Origin of the sequence: Enterococcus sp. DIV0008, assembly GCF_050542615.1 — a bacterium.
GTDB lineage: Bacteria > Bacillota > Bacilli > Lactobacillales > Enterococcaceae > Enterococcus_D > Enterococcus_D innesii.
Window position 1 is genome coordinate 2,466,136 of the sequence record NZ_CP172937.1, and the last position, 16,416, is coordinate 2,482,551.

19 protein-coding genes and 2 tRNA genes are annotated in these 16,416 nt (G+C 42.8%); all 21 read right to left on the bottom strand.

Annotation, left to right across the window (positions count from 1 at the left end; translation table 11 throughout):
- Positions 1-27 precede the first annotated feature (27 nt).
- The 21 genes from IGI84_RS11605 to IGI84_RS11705 all read right to left on the bottom strand — a co-directional run bounded on the left by IGI84_RS11605 (position 28) and on the right by IGI84_RS11705 (position 16,403).
- Positions 28-1,080 (bottom strand): GGDEF domain-containing protein, encoded by a 1,053-nt coding sequence (locus IGI84_RS11605; RefSeq protein WP_220427181.1) that lies wholly within the window; start codon positions 1,078-1,080, stop codon positions 28-30.
- Positions 1,081-1,410: 330 nt separating this feature from the next.
- A complete protein-coding gene (locus IGI84_RS11610) occupies positions 1,411-2,520 on the bottom strand; it encodes a GGDEF domain-containing protein (RefSeq protein ID WP_220427182.1) in 1,110 nt (369 codons plus the stop codon).
- A gap of 4 nt (positions 2,521-2,524) precedes the next feature.
- Complete coding sequence (locus tag IGI84_RS11615) at positions 2,525-3,232, bottom strand: EAL domain-containing protein (RefSeq protein WP_220427183.1); 708 nt, start codon at positions 3,230-3,232, stop codon at positions 2,525-2,527.
- A 381-nt stretch (positions 3,233-3,613) separates the two neighbouring features.
- Positions 3,614-3,685: transfer RNA gene (locus IGI84_RS11620), tRNA-Gln, on the bottom strand.
- A gap of 4 nt (positions 3,686-3,689) precedes the next feature.
- Positions 3,690-3,773: transfer RNA gene (locus IGI84_RS11625), tRNA-Tyr, on the bottom strand.
- A gap of 85 nt (positions 3,774-3,858) precedes the next feature.
- Entirely contained in the window at positions 3,859-4,092 is a 234-nt protein-coding gene (locus IGI84_RS11630) for a DUF2969 domain-containing protein (protein ID WP_430600409.1), read from the bottom strand.
- Between the two features lie 122 nt (positions 4,093-4,214).
- Entirely contained in the window at positions 4,215-4,862 is a 648-nt protein-coding gene (locus IGI84_RS11635; protein WP_077452887.1) for a CBS and ACT domain-containing protein, read from the bottom strand.
- Positions 4,863-4,865: 3 nt separating this feature from the next.
- Positions 4,866-5,567, bottom strand: a complete 702-nt coding sequence (locus IGI84_RS11640; RefSeq protein WP_005234392.1) for an ABC transporter ATP-binding protein — start codon at positions 5,565-5,567, stop codon at positions 4,866-4,868.
- On the bottom strand, positions 5,567-6,343 hold the full coding sequence (locus IGI84_RS11645; RefSeq protein ID WP_008380898.1) for an ABC transporter ATP-binding protein: 777 nt from the start codon (positions 6,341-6,343) through the stop codon (positions 5,567-5,569). Before IGI84_RS11645 ends, IGI84_RS11640 begins: the two co-directional genes overlap by 1 nt.
- A complete protein-coding gene (locus IGI84_RS11650) occupies positions 6,324-7,301 on the bottom strand; it encodes a branched-chain amino acid ABC transporter permease (RefSeq protein WP_005228744.1) in 978 nt (325 codons plus the stop codon). The genes IGI84_RS11645 and IGI84_RS11650 overlap by 20 nt, the downstream gene beginning before the upstream one ends.
- Positions 7,302-7,310: 9 nt before the next feature.
- On the bottom strand, positions 7,311-8,189 hold the full coding sequence (locus IGI84_RS11655; RefSeq protein WP_005228742.1) for a branched-chain amino acid ABC transporter permease: 879 nt from the start codon (positions 8,187-8,189) through the stop codon (positions 7,311-7,313).
- A gap of 108 nt (positions 8,190-8,297) precedes the next feature.
- Complete coding sequence (locus IGI84_RS11660; protein WP_220427184.1) at positions 8,298-9,485, bottom strand: ABC transporter substrate-binding protein; 1,188 nt, start codon at positions 9,483-9,485, stop codon at positions 8,298-8,300.
- A 284-nt stretch (positions 9,486-9,769) separates the two neighbouring features.
- Positions 9,770-10,651, bottom strand: a complete 882-nt coding sequence (locus IGI84_RS11665; RefSeq protein ID WP_220427185.1) for an ROK family protein — start codon at positions 10,649-10,651, stop codon at positions 9,770-9,772.
- A gap of 126 nt (positions 10,652-10,777) precedes the next feature.
- Positions 10,778-11,236, bottom strand: a complete 459-nt coding sequence (locus tag IGI84_RS11670) for a GNAT family N-acetyltransferase (protein ID WP_220427186.1) — start codon at positions 11,234-11,236, stop codon at positions 10,778-10,780.
- Between the two features lie 34 nt (positions 11,237-11,270).
- Positions 11,271-11,546, bottom strand: coding sequence for a membrane protein insertion efficiency factor YidD (gene yidD / locus IGI84_RS11675; protein WP_206600723.1), 276 nt, complete (start codon positions 11,544-11,546; stop codon positions 11,271-11,273).
- A 92-nt stretch (positions 11,547-11,638) separates the two neighbouring features.
- Positions 11,639-11,815, bottom strand: a complete 177-nt coding sequence (locus IGI84_RS11680; protein ID WP_005228723.1) for a DNA-directed RNA polymerase subunit beta — start codon at positions 11,813-11,815, stop codon at positions 11,639-11,641.
- A gap of 20 nt (positions 11,816-11,835) precedes the next feature.
- Positions 11,836-13,128: a UDP-N-acetylglucosamine 1-carboxyvinyltransferase gene (murA, locus tag IGI84_RS11685; RefSeq protein ID WP_077452891.1), complete on the bottom strand. Its 1,293-nt coding sequence runs from the start codon at positions 13,126-13,128 to the stop codon at positions 11,836-11,838.
- A 90-nt stretch (positions 13,129-13,218) separates the two neighbouring features.
- Positions 13,219-13,452, bottom strand: coding sequence for a DUF1146 family protein (locus IGI84_RS11690; protein ID WP_008380880.1), 234 nt, complete (start codon positions 13,450-13,452; stop codon positions 13,219-13,221).
- Positions 13,453-13,613: 161 nt separating this feature from the next.
- Positions 13,614-14,036, bottom strand: a complete 423-nt coding sequence (locus IGI84_RS11695) for a F0F1 ATP synthase subunit epsilon (RefSeq protein WP_005228716.1) — start codon at positions 14,034-14,036, stop codon at positions 13,614-13,616.
- A 31-nt stretch (positions 14,037-14,067) separates the two neighbouring features.
- A complete protein-coding gene (gene atpD, locus IGI84_RS11700; protein ID WP_077452892.1) occupies positions 14,068-15,474 on the bottom strand; it encodes a F0F1 ATP synthase subunit beta in 1,407 nt (468 codons plus the stop codon).
- A gap of 26 nt (positions 15,475-15,500) precedes the next feature.
- Positions 15,501-16,403, bottom strand: coding sequence for a F0F1 ATP synthase subunit gamma (locus tag IGI84_RS11705; RefSeq protein ID WP_005228710.1), 903 nt, complete (start codon positions 16,401-16,403; stop codon positions 15,501-15,503).
- Positions 16,404-16,416 lie beyond the last annotated feature (13 nt).

Here is a 16,416-nt window from a genome sequence, read left to right on the forward strand (position 1 = left end):
ACAAAAAAAGAAAAGAAGCCAACCCCATCAGTAAAGACAGAGTTGGTCGCGACCGCTGCGCTTGGCGCGATACAATGCTTGATCGGCACGTTCTTGTGTTTGCATCAGCAGCTCGCCCCTTTGCCGTTGTGCGATCCCAATCGACAACGTGATGCTGACCGAATCGCCAGCATCTAAGAAGATTTCTTGGTAACGGATGCGCTTTTGGATTTTTTCGAGGAGATAAGCAGCAGCCTGTGCGTCTCCTTGGATCAAGATTGCAAACTCTTCCCCACCGATGCGATAGACCGGATTGCTCGCCGTACAGTAGGTCGAAAAAATACGAGCGATTTCTTGCAAAATCACATCCCCGGCACGGTGTCCGTAACGGTCATTGTAATTTTTGAAATGATCGATATCGATCAAAGCGATCGATAAGTCCACCTCGGTCGTATCTAGGCGTTGGCGGTCCTCTTGAAACTTACGAAAGTTGTTCAACTGCGTCAAATCATCGATTTTGACTAAAGCCAAAATGCGCTGCATATCATTTAATATTGAGTAAAGGAAAAACGCCAACGTATAAGCAAGAATGCCATAAACTATATAAATTAAGGTCGTTTTTTGAATGTCGCCAGTCAAATAGCAGCCAAATAGAAAGGAGATAACAATCAAGTAGGTGATCGATAAAATCAACTCTTGTTTGTCACTAAGCCGCTGCTTGGCCCAAGCATGGAGAAACGTCAGGGTCACCATCAAAAAGAAACTGAGATATAAGTTCAACCAAGAAGATTTTGATACTTCAAACAAAAAACGACCTAACGCTAGATTGAACATCGTTGGTACGGTCACCTTCCAGCCCAGATACTTCATAGAAAAAGCGTAAAGCAAAAAGCGCAGGTCAAATCTTGTTTCATATACGACATAAGAGAAGTTCATTAGCAACATCCCTACCACGGTTTCACAAACAATCGCCGCTGCGATCTGCTTTGCTTTGAAGGTCCCTTGCCCTACGAAGCCATCACTGACTTTGAACAACAAGTAAATATTGATGATGATTGCACCTAAATTTGCGAGTGTATTGACAACCAGCGTATTTGCCATTTCCTGCGCTTCCTTTCTAAAAAAAAGAACCCTTACTTGCTGATTCGACAGAACATTTCCAAAGATGTTTCATGGAAAAGCGGACGGAGCATCAAGTAAGGATCACTATTTATCATTGACAGTTTCTATCACTCTTGATTTAAAATAATTTACCAGAAATTATACATATTTTCAATCTTTTTGTTGATATAAGAAGATTCTCAAAATAAATAAAATGATCAAAATGTATATTTTCTAAATAAATAACATTATTTCTTTATTATTACTAACTTTTTGTGCATAAACATTTAATTCTTTGTGAATTTGTGTAAATTATTTTTCCATTATTTTTTACGTCTCAGGCAAGGTGCACACCCGGTTTCGACCACTTTGTTTTGCGAGATAGAGGGCTTGATCGGCTCTTTCAACAGCTGCCAAGATATCGCCATGACAAACTGTACTCGCTTCAACGCCGCAAGACAAAGACATCGTCCCTTTTTCAAAATTGGCCACAGGAAACATACTGCTGGAAATGGTTTGACACAGTGTCGTCATCGCAGCTACGGTCTTTTCTTTGACATCCCCTTCGATCACGAGACAGAACTCTTCTCCGCCATAACGATAAAAGGAAAAGGTCTCGGCAAAATGCGCCTCTAAAAAAGTAGTCGTCCGTGAGGCAAAGGTTCTTAACAACTCATTTCCGGCGATATGACCATAACGGTCGTTGACCTTTTTGAAGTGATCGAGATCAATCATGGCGATCGTCACAGTCTTTTTCTGTGAAACGGCTTGAAGCAGATCGTGGTTATAGGTCCCATAGTTGAAGCAGCCGGTCAACGCATCGATCTTACTATTCGCCAACTCTGCCAGTACTTGGTACTCTTCGCCTTCAATCAACCGATGAAGCCACATAAAGCCGCCCAACAGCACAAAAGAACCAACAAATACTGCCAGCATCGCTTCCCAGTCATAGGTCGTCGTATGATGGACCAGCATCGAAAAATGCGGTGAGAGCAGACAGGTCAAAAAATACATCAAATAAAATTGCTGTTGCGGACGGATCCGCTTGACTTTTGATAAAAGAAAATCAAGGACAAAGAGCCCAACTCCGAATAATGGAAGATAAAAAGCTTTACCCACATCAGAAAAACCGACAAACCACAAATAAAAGACGACCATACACGGCGTTATCAAAATCAAGATCTTACCACGATCACCATAGAAAAAATGACTCGCTATAAAAGCAGTTGTGTATTGATAACAGATAAACCCAACTGAATTCATTGAAAAAGAAAGAATAAAATACAAATGCGTAAACGTCAGAATACCAAGAATAAAATACTTAAATGGACGAGAAACCGATATTTTTTGCACACTTCGTACAAAAACATCTGCGGTCACCAGTAAACTGGCAATCATCAGCGGCAAACCAAACGCCAAAAGCACGCCTCGTTCTAACATTCCATCACAATCGCTCTCCTTTAGACCATAAATACCCTTGTTGCAAATGCACCCCCATCTCAAGCAACTGTACCATTTTTTCGCGGTTCTCGATGCCTTCAACGATCAGCTCAAGCTGATATTTTTGGGCAACCTTCAACCAACAAGCCAAAAAGCTGAAGCCAATCTCCTCATCAAGCTGAATAAACGGTAACAACGAAAATTTCAAACAATCAACGCTGGCAAGATTGGCAAAGACCAACGAGAGGGTATTTTGTCCGCAACCGATATCATCGACCGCAATCACATAACCATAAGCTTTAATTTTTGCAATGGCTACAGACAAATCAAATGACTCCTGCTGTATGCGTACGGGATGCTCCGTCAATTCAATCTGCAACTGCTCCTTATGAACAGCCATCGTTTCAAAAAAGGACCACGTTGACTGCCACAGCAGCTGTTGTGGATGAATATTGACACTAAAGCGGGTTTCCGGCTTTTTTTGACACAAACGCCGCAATTCCTTAGCATACCATTCCATCAATTGCTGATTGCCGCTTTCAGTTTGAATCATTGTTCTGAATTCTTGCTGAGGGAAGCGGTTGTTCTTCTCGCTACGCAGTAAGACTTCATAGCCATTCAGCTCCTGCTGACTTAGCGATTCTACCTGCATGATTGGTTGACACAACAGATAAAGGCGATCTATGTTTTCCCAAGTTGTTTCATTCCCCATCTTCGTTAAGCCCCCATCTAGTAAAGTTATCATATCTGAGAATCGGTAATATTCCTGTCATCGTTCGTTTCTCATGCAAAAAAAATGGTTCTCGTAAAGGAACTGATTTGCCTAAGTATACCAAACAGAACCAAAAATGCCCAAATATTTTAAATTCTCTGAAAGGGACTTCCGTGAAAGAATGGACGGTAACCCCATGCCTGTTTAATAGAAATGCCCCAAAGTAACCACTTTTTGCTTTTTCGTAGAAACTTTCACGTTGAAAGTTGCTTCTTTCTCATCAGCTTCCTATTTCCCTAAGTACTTATAAAAAAAACGATTCTTTTTAAATAACAAAAAAACAGCAAGTCTGCTTGCTGTTTTTTCTACGTATTTCTTTGACTGGGGTAGCTGGATTCGAACCAACGCATGACGGAGTCAAAGTCCGTTGCCTTACCGCTTGGCTATACCCCAATAATGGTGGAGGAGAGTGGATTCGAACCACTGAACCCTAAGGAACGGATTTACAGTCCGTCGCGTTTAGCCACTTCGCTACTCCTCCAAAAGGTTTTTCTCAAACCTGACAATAGTTATAATACCGAAAAAGATAACAAATTGCAAGAGCAAAAAGTAATTTTTTCTAGAAATTATTCATGTAAATTCCATTGGCGAATAATCATCTCGATGGCAGCTTCTAAGCTTCTGCTCGAACCTAGATCTTTATCCCCTAAAAAGCTTTGAAATTCTTTTGGTCCAGTTGTTAAAATCTCACCGATGCGTTTTTTACCGATAAATAATTCATTGACGGTATAGTCTTTGCCATGAATGGCTTTTGTTGTTTCTTCAATACGGACTTCGATATCTTTATTTTTCTTAGACATGGTTGCACCTCTTTCTTTACAGCACCTTTCTATTTTAACAGAAAAGCAGCAAAAGAAAAAGAAAATCTCTTCTGGAAATAAAAAAAGTAGCCAATCTTTACGATCAGCTACATTTCCTTAGATCACTTCTGGTTCGTCAAGACAGCACTCGTCACGGTATAACCTGCATCGCTTAAAATTTTCTCGATTGCTGCGACTTGCCGTGATTCTACTTGGATCTCAACAACTGTTTTTAGTGCCATCCGATTTACCACAATCGTCAAAATACTCATTTGATGATCGGCAAGGAGTTTCGTCACGTCTGCTAAAACCCCCACATGGTCATCCGTGATCTCGATCGATACTCGGGTCCCGCCATCGTGGTAGCCAGTGATTTTCAAAAAGGCATCAAAAATATCATTGTTGGTAATGATTCCCACTAGGGCATCATCATCCATGACTGGTAAAACCCCCACGTTCTCACTACGCATGACGGAAATGGCGTCCTCTAATAGTGCATCTGGTTCAATCGTGGTCACTTTTTTCAACATGATATCAGCGACCGTCGTTTTATTTAAGAGATAGTTCATTTCATAAACGCTTAAGCTTGTCGCTTTTGAGGGAGTTGCTTCAGCGATCGTTCCTTCTGTGATCAACCCTACTAATTTACCATCGTCAACGACGGGCAGACGGTGGATATCGTGCTGCTTCATTAAATCTACTGCATCAAAGATCGGTGTCTGCGAATCGACGGTGACGACCGTCTTCGTCATAAAATCACTTACACTCATTGTTTAGCCTCCTAGATACGCTTTTCTTACTTCATCACTTGCTAGTAATTCTTCTCCAGTACCTTCTAAAACGATTTTCCCCGTTTCTAATACATAGCCGCGATCGGCAATCGATAAAGCCATTTTCGCATTTTGTTCGATCAGCAGCACAGTCGTTCCTTGCTGCTTGATTTCTTGAATGATGGAAAAAATTTCTTTGATAAAAATTGGTGCCAAGCCCATCGATGGCTCATCCAGCAAAAGCAAGCGCGGTTTTGACATCAATGCCCGCCCCATTGCCAACATCTGCTGCTCACCGCCAGATAATGTCGACGCATCTTGCGAGAGGCGTTCTTTCAATACAGGAAACTTGCGGTAAACTTGTTCATAGTCTTCTTTGACACCACTGTCTTTACGCAAGAAGGCGCCCATCTCTAAGTTTTCTTGAACCGTCAAACCGGAAAAGACGTGCCGCCCTTCTGGCACCTGCGACAAGCCGTTTGCGACGATTTTTTGCGGTGCTTCTTTCTCAATTTGCTTTCCTTCAAAAGTGACGGAGCCTTTTGAAGGACGGATCAATCCAGAAATCGTCCGTAAAATCGTGGTTTTCCCGGCACCATTGGCACCAATCAGCGAAACAATCTCTCCTTGATTGACGTGGAAGGAAACATCATGAACTGCTTGGATCATGCCGTAGTGAACACTTAAATTTTGAATTTCCAGCATCAGATTTCCCCTCCTAGATAGGCTTCGATTACCCGTGGATTGTTTTTGATCTCTTCTGGTTCACCGTGAGCGATGACTTGCCCGTATTCCAGTACATAGATCCGTTCGCACACTTCCATGACCAAACTCATATCATGCTCGATCAAGAGGATCGTCAATTGAAAATCTTTTTGGATCTTATAGATCAGCTTTGTCAGTTCTGTTGTTTCCTGAGGATTCATCCCCGCTGCCGGCTCGTCAAGAAACAAAATTTTTGGCTCTGTAGCTAGTGCGCGTACGATCTCTAAACGGCGTTGTTCGCCATAAGGCAAATTTTTCGCTAACGTTTGACTTTTTCCATCCATATCAAAGATCCGTAACAGCTCTAAGGCTTTTTTCTTCATGGATTCTTCGTTTTTGTAATACTTTGGCAAACGCAAGATGCTGGTCAGTAGTCCTTCTTTATGCTTACTGTTCATAGCGATCAAAACGTTGTCCATCACGGTCAAGTTTTTAAACAAGCGAATGTTTTGGAAGGTTCTTGAAAGGCCTAAATCCGCGATTTTATAAGGCTTCACGCCATTTAAACGTTTTGGCTTACCTTGGGTCTCAAAAAGCACTTCGCCTTCACTAGGCTCATACACACCTGTCAGGAGGTTAAAGAGCGTTGTCTTGCCGGCTCCGTTTGGTCCAATCAACCCGACCAGCTCATTGGTATCTAGATGGAGGTCTACATGAGAAACAGCAGCTAACCCGCCGAAGTTTTTCGTTAAGCTTTTAACTTCTAATAGAGGCATCGTTGTCATCCCCCTTTTTTCTAAATTTGTCCAACAGTCCTTTTACGGAGAATTCCCAGGTTCCTAAAAGTCCGCTTGGTTTAAAGATCATGATGATGATCAAAGCCAATGCATAAATGATCATACGCAAATCAGAGAAGCCTTGCAAGTACATGTTTAAGATTCCTAGCACTACTGCCGAAACAACTGCTCCTGTGGTACTCCCAAGCCCTCCAAAAACGACGATGATCAAGACATCGATCGATTTCATAAAACCGTAATCTCGTGGGAAAACCGACTGCTGATAGCTGGCATAAAGGGTACCAGCAATGCTTGCCATCACTGCTCCCATTACAAACGCAATTACCTTGTATTTCGTTGTGTTGACCCCCATCGATTCTGCAGCGATCTCATCTTCTCGAATCGCTAAAGTCGCTCGACCAGGTCCGCTATGGATAAAGTTTGACACGACAAGAATCGATAGAACGGCAAAGAGAAAGACGATCTGCCAATTACTGAATTGGGGCAATCCGAAAATTCCTGCAGGACCATTGGTCAAGCCTCGTAAGTTCACCAACAAGATCCGAATGATCTCTGCCACACCTAGGGTAGCGATCGCTAGATAGTCACCTTTTAAACGGAGGGTCGGAATCCCAACTACTAATGCGACTGCACCTGAAACCAGCATTCCCACCAATAAACCAGTTAAAAAGCCGCCAAAGGTTGGATTGCTTGCCGACAGGATCGCGCCAGCATAAGCACCGATAGCCATGAACCCGGCATGTCCCAAGGAGAATTGCCCTGAAAAACCAATGATAAGATTCAAACTGACTGCCAAAATGATGTTGATCCCGATATTGACAATGATGGCGTCAGAAAACAGATTGATCATCCCGCCGTTGTAAGCTGCAAATAATCCGAAATAAAGAATAGCTGCCAGAGCGAGCCAGATTAAGTTGTAACGTAAATTCTTTTTCATTTCTGCCACCTACACTTTCTCTTTGATATTTTTGCCGAGGATCCCAGCTGGACGAACCAACAATATAATTATTAAAATGACGTACACTAAAGCATCCTTGTAATCAGAAAAACCAAGCGCTGTCGCTGCTGTCTCCACCAAACCGATCACAAAGCCGCCTAAAGCTGCACCAGGAATGATCCCGATCCCGCCGAGAACCGCTGCAACAAAAGACTTCAGACCAGGAACGACCCCCATTGATGGATCAATGGAATTATAATACAAACCGATCAGCATCCCACCAGCTGCAGCCAAAGCCGAGCCTAAGGCAAAGGTAAAGGAAATCGTTCGATTGACATTGATCCCCATTAAACGCGCTGCATCCGCATCAACACTTACTGCACGCATCGCTTTTCCCATACGGGTCTTTTTCACGATCAATTGCAACAGGATCATCAGTGTAACCGAAACAGCCAAGATCAATAACTGGACATTACTTACTTGAACAAACCCGATGGAATAGGTTTGTCGTTCGATCGCTTGCGGAAAGGGGCGCACATTGGCTGAAAAGAAAAAGATCATGACATTTTGCAAAAAATAAGAAACCCCGATTGCCGTAATCAATGCCGAAATTCGCGTGGAATTTCTCAAAGGACGATAGGCTAAAAATTCGATCGTTACCCCAAGAGCTGCACTGGCGATCATTGAAATAAACAACGCTGGGAAAAACCCTAATTGCCATTGATTGATCAAAAAGTAACCGATAAAACTACCGATCATGTAAACTTCTCCGTGGGCGAAGTTGATCAACTTGATGATGCCATACACCATCGTATAACCCAACGCTAACAAGGCGTAGATACTGCCTAGAAACAAGCCGTTGATCAATTGTTGGATCATCATTTCCATATACTCACTTCCAATATCATTTATTATGGTTCTTCTCGTCAGAGAAAAGAAACTGAGACAAACACATCAGGTCTGTCCCAGTTTTCACTGCCAAACAACTGCAGGTTTTTAAGGTTCCACAGTGTCTGCTGAGGTTTCCTTCCCGTCAGTCAATCCTAAAACAACTGCTGATTTCTCAGGGTTATGATTTTCATCCATTGTGATTTCACCTGTCACGCCGACAAAGTCTTTCAGTTCAGACAAACCAGCTGCAATTGCCAATGAATCTGCTGAGTCTTGATCTTCGATTGCTTGTTTGATCATATAAACGGCATCATAGGCTAACGCATTAAAAGCAGAAGGTTCTTTGCCATACTTTTCATTGAAAGCTGCCACAAACGGCTCAACTTTGTCGTTTGCTGGTGCTTTGGTAGAGAAGTGGCCGGTATAGTAAACATTGCTGACATTTTCTGCACCAGCTGTTTGAACCATTTTTTCATCACCGAATCCATCCGCACCAATGATTGCTTGATCAATTCCTAATTCTCGCGCTTGCTTGATGATCAAACCAGCTTCTGTGTAGTAGCCTGGAATGAACAAGACATCGAAGTCGACATCTTTGATTCTTGTAAGAACTGCTTGGAAATCTTTGTCGCCTTCAGTAAAGTTATCTTCTAAGACAATTTCGCCTGGGTAGCTTTCTTTAAATGCTTCCGTCAATCCAATCGCGTAATCACTTGAGTTGTCTCCCAAGATCACAGCTTTTGATGCATCCAAATTTTCAGCCGCATATTTCGCTAAGATCGTTCCTTGGAAGCTATCTTGGAAACAAGAACGGAAGGCAAATTCTTGCACTTTCCCACTAGTGTAAGTAATCGCATCGTCAGTACCTGAAGGAGTAACCATTGGTACTTGCGCTCTAGTCACGTTAGGCAAAGCTGCTTTCGTAGCACCAGAGGTTGCTGGACCAATGATGGCTACCACTTTATCATTCGTTGCTAAATTGGCTGCTACTGTAGCAGCTTCATTGTTATCTGATTTGTTATCTTTCGAAATAATTTCAATTTGTTTTCCAAGAACACCGCCGGCAGCATTGATTTCTTCTACTGCTAAGTCGATTCCTTCTTTTTCAGCTGTCCCATAAGCAGCTACGGCTCCTGACAACTCTAAATTGGTTCCGATCTTGATAGTATCTCCCTCTTGTTTGTTGCCACCTTCAGCAGCCCCGCTGCCGTCCGTTGATCCACCTGTTGGTCCAGCGCTACACGCTGTCAACAAAAACAAACTCGCAAACAAAAACGCAAATTTCTTTTTCATATTTTTCCTCTCCTTCACTTCCCCTGAATATGTTATCCAATATACTGAAAAATCCGGAAAATGTCAACGAATTATCAGAATATTTCACCTATTCAGAATTTATTTTTTTCGCTATGAAAAAATGGGGTTTTTAAAACACTGATCCACCAACAATGGAATCGCTTTTCAGTTTTTTGAGCAAAAAGAAAAGTAAGCAAAGTTTTTTTCCTTTGCTTACTTTTCGAACGTTTCGAATTGCTTCATTTTTTTGTCAAAAGGACGTTTGAAAACATCACATCTAGATGTTAGCGGCTATTTCTTGGATACAATGCTTGAAAATTGGCTGCTGCCCCAACTAGATTGGCGTCATTGCGATAGTCACAAAGCTTGATCAGTGGGACAAAATCATTTAAAGCTTGATCTGCCAGCATTTTTTTCAACCGTTGATCAACTTCTTGTAATAAGCCTTTTTTGGCACTGACACCGCCACCGATAATGATCACTTCAGGATCAAAAGCAAATTGAATACTGAACAGTCCTTGCGCTAAATAGCGGTAAAATTTATTGACTTCCTCGATCGCAATGGCATCCCCATCTTCTGCGCGTTGAAAGACCTCTTCGCCGGTAATTGTGGCTCGATCTACACCGATTCGATCACAATACCGCCAAGCCATCTGAACCGCTGTCCCTAATTGCGAAAATGTTTTGCCTTGATCCAAGATCATCAACCCAAATTCGCCACCGTATAAATGTGCCCCACGGACTAGCTCACCATTTTGAAACAGGGTGCCGCCAACGCCTGTTCCAATCACAACGAAGGCAGCTTGCTGAAACTCTTTGCCCGCTCCTTGATAAAATTCAGCCATCCCAGCGCAATTGGCATCATTTTCGATGGTTACTGGTACCCCAAATGCTGTTTCGAGTTCTGAGTAAATATCAAACCCATGGATATAAGGGATCGCACTGATGCCGTCGATCCGCCGCTCTTGGGCATTGACCGCACCCGGCGCACTGATCCCGACCCCTTCGATCTCTTCGTTTACGCTTGTTCTCACTTGCTGCAGCTGGGTTTTCATTTCCTCCCAAGTATTTGGAGTAATAAATTTGCCTTTACTCACCAAAGAATCTTGTGACCAGACGCCGTATTTTACTGCTGAACCACCCATATCAAAGACTAAAATCGCCATTTTTTCCCCTCAATCCTTTATTATTCTGATACTATCTATTTTACCGTAAGTCCCCGCTTGAAGAAAGCGATTTCCGATAACAATAAAAAAAACAGCCTAAAATCGACATAGACTGTCTCTATGGGATTAGAGCTGCTTTTCCAAAATAACTTGATCGATCAACTGCTGCCCATTTTCGAAAATCGGTTCAGCATAGTGGGTGGTGAAATAATTTTTCACCCGGTCTTTTTCAGTATATCCTTGCTTTTGATACAAAGTCAGGGCTGCTGAGGGCAGACTACCGGTTTTGATCACGACGAGAGGGTGTTTTGCACCTTGCTGCTGGCTAAGAATCGCTTTTTCAGCAGCTTGCAACAATTGACCCCCAATGCCCCTTCCTTGCTTTGCTGGGGAGACAGCCACATTCATTATCTCCCACTTTGTGCCTTGGTCTTGATACACTAAGACACCGATCACTTCTCCAGCTTCTTCATAAACAAGCGTCTGGCTGTCATATAGATAGCCTTCTACAACTGTTTTTTCAGGATCCGCATCCAGCAACAGTGACCAAGGATACGATTCATTAGGGTGGATTGGACGAATCATGTTTTTCTTCCTTTTCTTTTTCTCTTATGTTCGTTTAACTTTTCCGATAACGGTATGTTGGTTTGACTTTATCATCAGTGTTACGTTTTAACGTAAAGGTCTGAGGCACGTAGTCGATTCCCCCCTTTACAAAAGGATGGCACCGTAAGATACGTGCGATTCCCATCAAGCCTCCCTTAGCAGCCCCATGGACCTGGATCGCTTGGATCATGTATCCTGAGCAAGTCGGATAATAACGACAGCTAGGAGGAAATAATGGGGAAATAAAACGTTGATAGAAACGAACAAAGCCAATCAAAAGTTTACTCATTTCTTGCCAACCTTTCTTTTTATGATCACGATGCAGTAAAGGCAGATAGAAAAAACTAGGACTCAGCACGAGGCGTAAGTCCTAGTTTTGGTTTACTTCATAAACTCAAAGATATGATTCCAAAGACTTGGAGAGAAGACTTTAAAAGGACTACCGTCGCCAATCACTCCATAGCCAATCATTGTTCCAGCTAAGAACAATAAAATAGCTAACAAAATGACGATTAGAATTTTTATCAAGCTAGTTAGAATGTAACGGTTCAACTTCACTTTATTCTCTCCTACTCCTACTAAGCGTTTACTGGTACGGTTTCTTCAACTGCTTCAGAAACTCGTTCCACAGAAGCACCTAATTGCTGCAATTTTTCATGGAATTTGTAATAGCCACGATCCAAATATTTTAGATTGCGGACACGTGTCCGACCAGTTGAACGCAGACCTAATAAAATCAACGCTGCGGCAGCACGTAAATCCGTCGCATAGACCAGCGCACCTTGCAATTCATGGCCGCCTTCGATCACTGCTATGTTGCCGTCGATTTTAACATGAGCATTCATCCGACGCATTTCCTCTAAATGTTGGAAACGATTCTCAAATACCGTTTCATTCACAACACTTGTTCCAGCTGCTAAAAGTTGAATAGCAGACATTTGCGCTTGCATGTCCGTAGGAAAACCTGGATGAGGCATTGTTTTCACATCTGTTGCCTTCAATTTTTCAGGTCCAACGACACGAATCCCTTCAGCTACTTCAGTCACTTCTGCGCCCATTTCGATCAATTTTGAAATCAATGGACGATTGTGTTCTGAGATTGCATCTTTAATAATAACGTCTCCTTGAGTCATCGCAGCTGCAACCATAAAGGTTCCTGCTTCGATACGGTCTTGGACGATCGAATGATCTACTGCATGCAGATGTTCGACCCCTTCGATACGCATCGTTTCGGTTCCTGCACCAAAGACCTTGGCACCCATTTTGTTTAAAATGTTTGCTAAATCGACGATTTCAGGTTCACGAGCGACGTTTTCAATGATGGTGATGCCTTTAGCTTTTACGGCAGCCATCATGATATTTTGCGTTGCGCCGACACTTGGGAAATCCAAGTAAATGCTATTGCCTTTTAACTCATCAGCGATCGCTTCTATGTATCCATCTTTTTGGATGATTTGAGCGCCTAGTGCTTGAAATCCCTTCAAATGTAGATCAATTGGTCGTTTGCCGATTGCACAGCCGCCAGGCATTGCCACTTTGGCATGACCATTACGGGCTAACAAAGGTCCCATGACTACGATTGAAGCGCGCATTTGGCTTACATACTCATACGGTGCTTCGATCGCTAACTCTTGTGATGCATCGATCGTCATCGTATTGTTTTCTTCTTCAAAATCGATTGCGACATTTAAATGCCGAATCACTTCTTTCATTGTTAATACATCGGAAAGGATCGGTACATTTGTTAATGTCGTTGTTCCTTCTTCCGCTAATAAGCTTGCCGCTAAGATAGGTAGAACAGCATTTTTTGCCCCTTCGATCTTCACTGTTCCAGTTAATCGATTACCACCTTGAACGATCATCTCTTCCATTTATGTTCCCTCCAAATAATGCAGTGACTCACACAAATCTTGCCAATTATAGCATAATATTCGGTGTTTTTGCATATATTAATGAAATTCTTAAAAACCTGTTAAAAATAAATTACGACATAACGCAATCAACTCAAGGAAAAAAGTACTGGCGGTGTAGCCTAATGCAATCGCAAGAAACACCATGACCATTCGTATCTGAGTCGTTCGTAAGGCTTTAAAAAAAGCATCGATCCGCACAGATTGCAATGCCCAAAATGCTAAATAGATGAACGCTAAATGACTCACGATTCGAATGATTGCATCAATTCCATACACTTGCATACTTCCTGCTCCTTTTTTCATAATTGAACATTCCTATCATACCACAAAGATGTCAAGATAAAAAATAATCTTTCTTGAAACCTTCATGAAAAGACTTTAAAAAGTTTTTAAAACGTTTTCTTGGAGAAACAAAAAAACAAAGGCAAGATGCCCTTGTTTTTTTAGGAATGTTTTGACACGTTGATTCGATTGATGGCGCGGTGCAAAGCAACCGTTGCGCGACGAAGCTGGTCGATATCTTCGACTTGTTTGGCCTCTTCGATTTGACGTTCTGCACGTTGTTTTGCTCTTTCTGCCCGTGAAACGTCGATGTCGCGATCACGTTCCGCACTATCGGCTACGATAGAGACAACATTGTCCCGCACTTCAAGGATACCGCCATTGACGGCGACCCAGTCGACGTGAGTATCCGAATCGATCCGTTTGACCCGGACTTCATCAATCGTCAAAGGAACGATGATTGGGGCATGATGCGGCAAAATACCGATCTCGCCATCTGTCGTACGTGCAACCACGATTTTCGCGTGGTGATCGTAAACCAAACCAGCAGGTGTCACCACATTGACTGTTAAAAATTGATCCATGAGGTTCCCCTCTTTCTTCGAGGCTGGTTAATTAATAGCCAATTTTTTTCGCTTTTTCAATGACGTCTTCAATTCGTCCTACACTACGGAAGGCTTCTTCTGGAAGATCATCATATTTTCCTTCAAGAATCTCAGCAAAGCCTTTGATCGTTTCCTCAACTGGTACATAAGAACCAGGTTGTCCAGTAAACTGTTCCGCTACGTGGAAGTTTTGCGACAAGAAGAATTGAATCCGACGCGCACGAGCCACTAACGTTTTTTCTTCATCAGACAACTCATCCATCCCTAAGATAGCGATGATGTCTTGTAGTTCGCGGTAACGTTGCAACGCATGCTGTACTTCAGTCGCTACTTCATAGTGTTTTTCACCAACGATTTCAGGTGCTAACGCACTTGAAGAAGAAGCCAGTGGATCAACGGCTGGATAGATCCCTTGTTCAGTCAATTTCCGTTCCAAGTTGGTTGTTGCATCCAAATGGGCAAAAGCAGTCGCTGGTGCCGGGTCCGTGTAGTCATCGGCAGGAACATAGATCGCTTGAATAGAAGTAACCGATCCTTTTTTCGTTGAAGTGATCCGTTCTTGTAATTGTCCCATTTCGGTTGCTAGTGTCGGTTGATACCCAACAGCAGAAGGCATCCGACCTAGTAAGGCAGATACTTCAGAACCTGCTTGAGTGAAGCGGAAGATATTATCGATAAACAAGAGTACGTCTTGTCCTTCTACATCGCGGAAGTACTCCGCTAAGGTCAAACCAGTCAAGGCAACCCGCATCCGAGCACCTGGTGGTTCGTTCATTTGTCCAAACACCATGGCTGTTTTTTCGATAACGCCAGATTCTTTCATTTCATTATAAAGGTCGTTTCCTTCACGTGTCCGTTCACCAACACCTGTGAAGACAGAGATCCCCCCATGCTCTTGGGCGATGTTGTGGATCAGTTCTTGAATCAAGACGGTTTTACCAACACCGGCACCACCGAAAAGACCAACTTTCCCCCCTTTTAAATAAGGGGCTAATAAGTCGATAACTTTGATCCCAGTCTCAAGGATCTCGGTACTTGTTGACAATTCATCAAAGTCAGGAGCTTTTTTGTGAATCCCACTGCGGGGTGCTTCATCAGGGAATGGCGCTTCTAAATCGATGGTGTCCCCTAAGACATTAAACACCCGTCCTAAGGTGTCTGTCCCAACTGGAACAGAAATGGAGGCGCCTGTATCGATTACTTCCATTCCTCGTTGTAAGCCATCTGTTGATTCCATGGCAATCGTACGGATAACGCCGTCGCCAAGTTCTAAGGCAGCTTCTAACACAACTTTTGTTTTCTGCTCATCTTTTTTGTAAACAATCAACGCATTGTTGATATCTGGTAATGATTGGTCTAGAGAGAATTCCACGTCAACAACGGGACCAATGACTTGAACAATCTTGCCTGAACTCATTCGTATTCCTCCATTCGTTCTTGAAACTATTCTAACGCGGATGCCCCCGCCACAATTTCAGTAATTTCTTGGGTGATTGCGCCTTGGCGCGCTCGGTTGTAAGAGATCGTCAAGTCCCCAATAATATTTTTGGCATTATCTGTTGCTGTTTTCATCGCTGTCATTCCGGCAGCATGCTCGGCTGTTTTTGCGTCAACAATCGCACCATAAATCAAGCTTTCAGCGTATTGAGGCAGTAATTGATTCAAAATCGCTTCTCTAGAAGGTTCAAACAAGTATTCTTGTTCATAACTTTCGGCTTCTTCAGGATCTAGATCGGAAATCGGCAACATTTTCTCCACACGAAATTGGCTAGTCAATGAGTTGATATGATGGTTATAACACACATATAATTCATCGAAGACTTCGTTTTGGTACATCGTTGTCGCCAATGTTACGATTTTACGCACCTCGTCAAAGCTTGGTTGATCCGAAAGGTTTCTTAACTCGTACGCCAAATTGATGCCCCGTGCTTTGAAAAAGTCGGCGCCAGTTGCACCAATGGCAATCATGACATACTCTTCTTCTTTTGCATGGTCTTCGTCCAGCATGGTCATCATTTGCTTCAAGATGGAACTATTGTAGCCGCCCACTAGACCGCCATCAGAAGTGATGACAATATAGCCTGTGCGTTTGACCGGACGACTAACCAACATACTGTTATAGTTCACACCATCTTTAGGACCGGAACCTGCAAGATCGGAAAGCTGCTGCGCAGTTAAATGCGTAACGATTTCACGTACTTTGTTGGCATACACTTGAAACTGTTTCGAATGAGCTTCAGATTTTGTTAATTTTGCAGCTGAAACCATTTGCATGGCCTTTGTGATTTGGCTGGTTTTTTTTGTTGAGGCAATTCGTTGCTTGATTTCATTTAATGAAGCAGCCATTTTCTCTCACCTC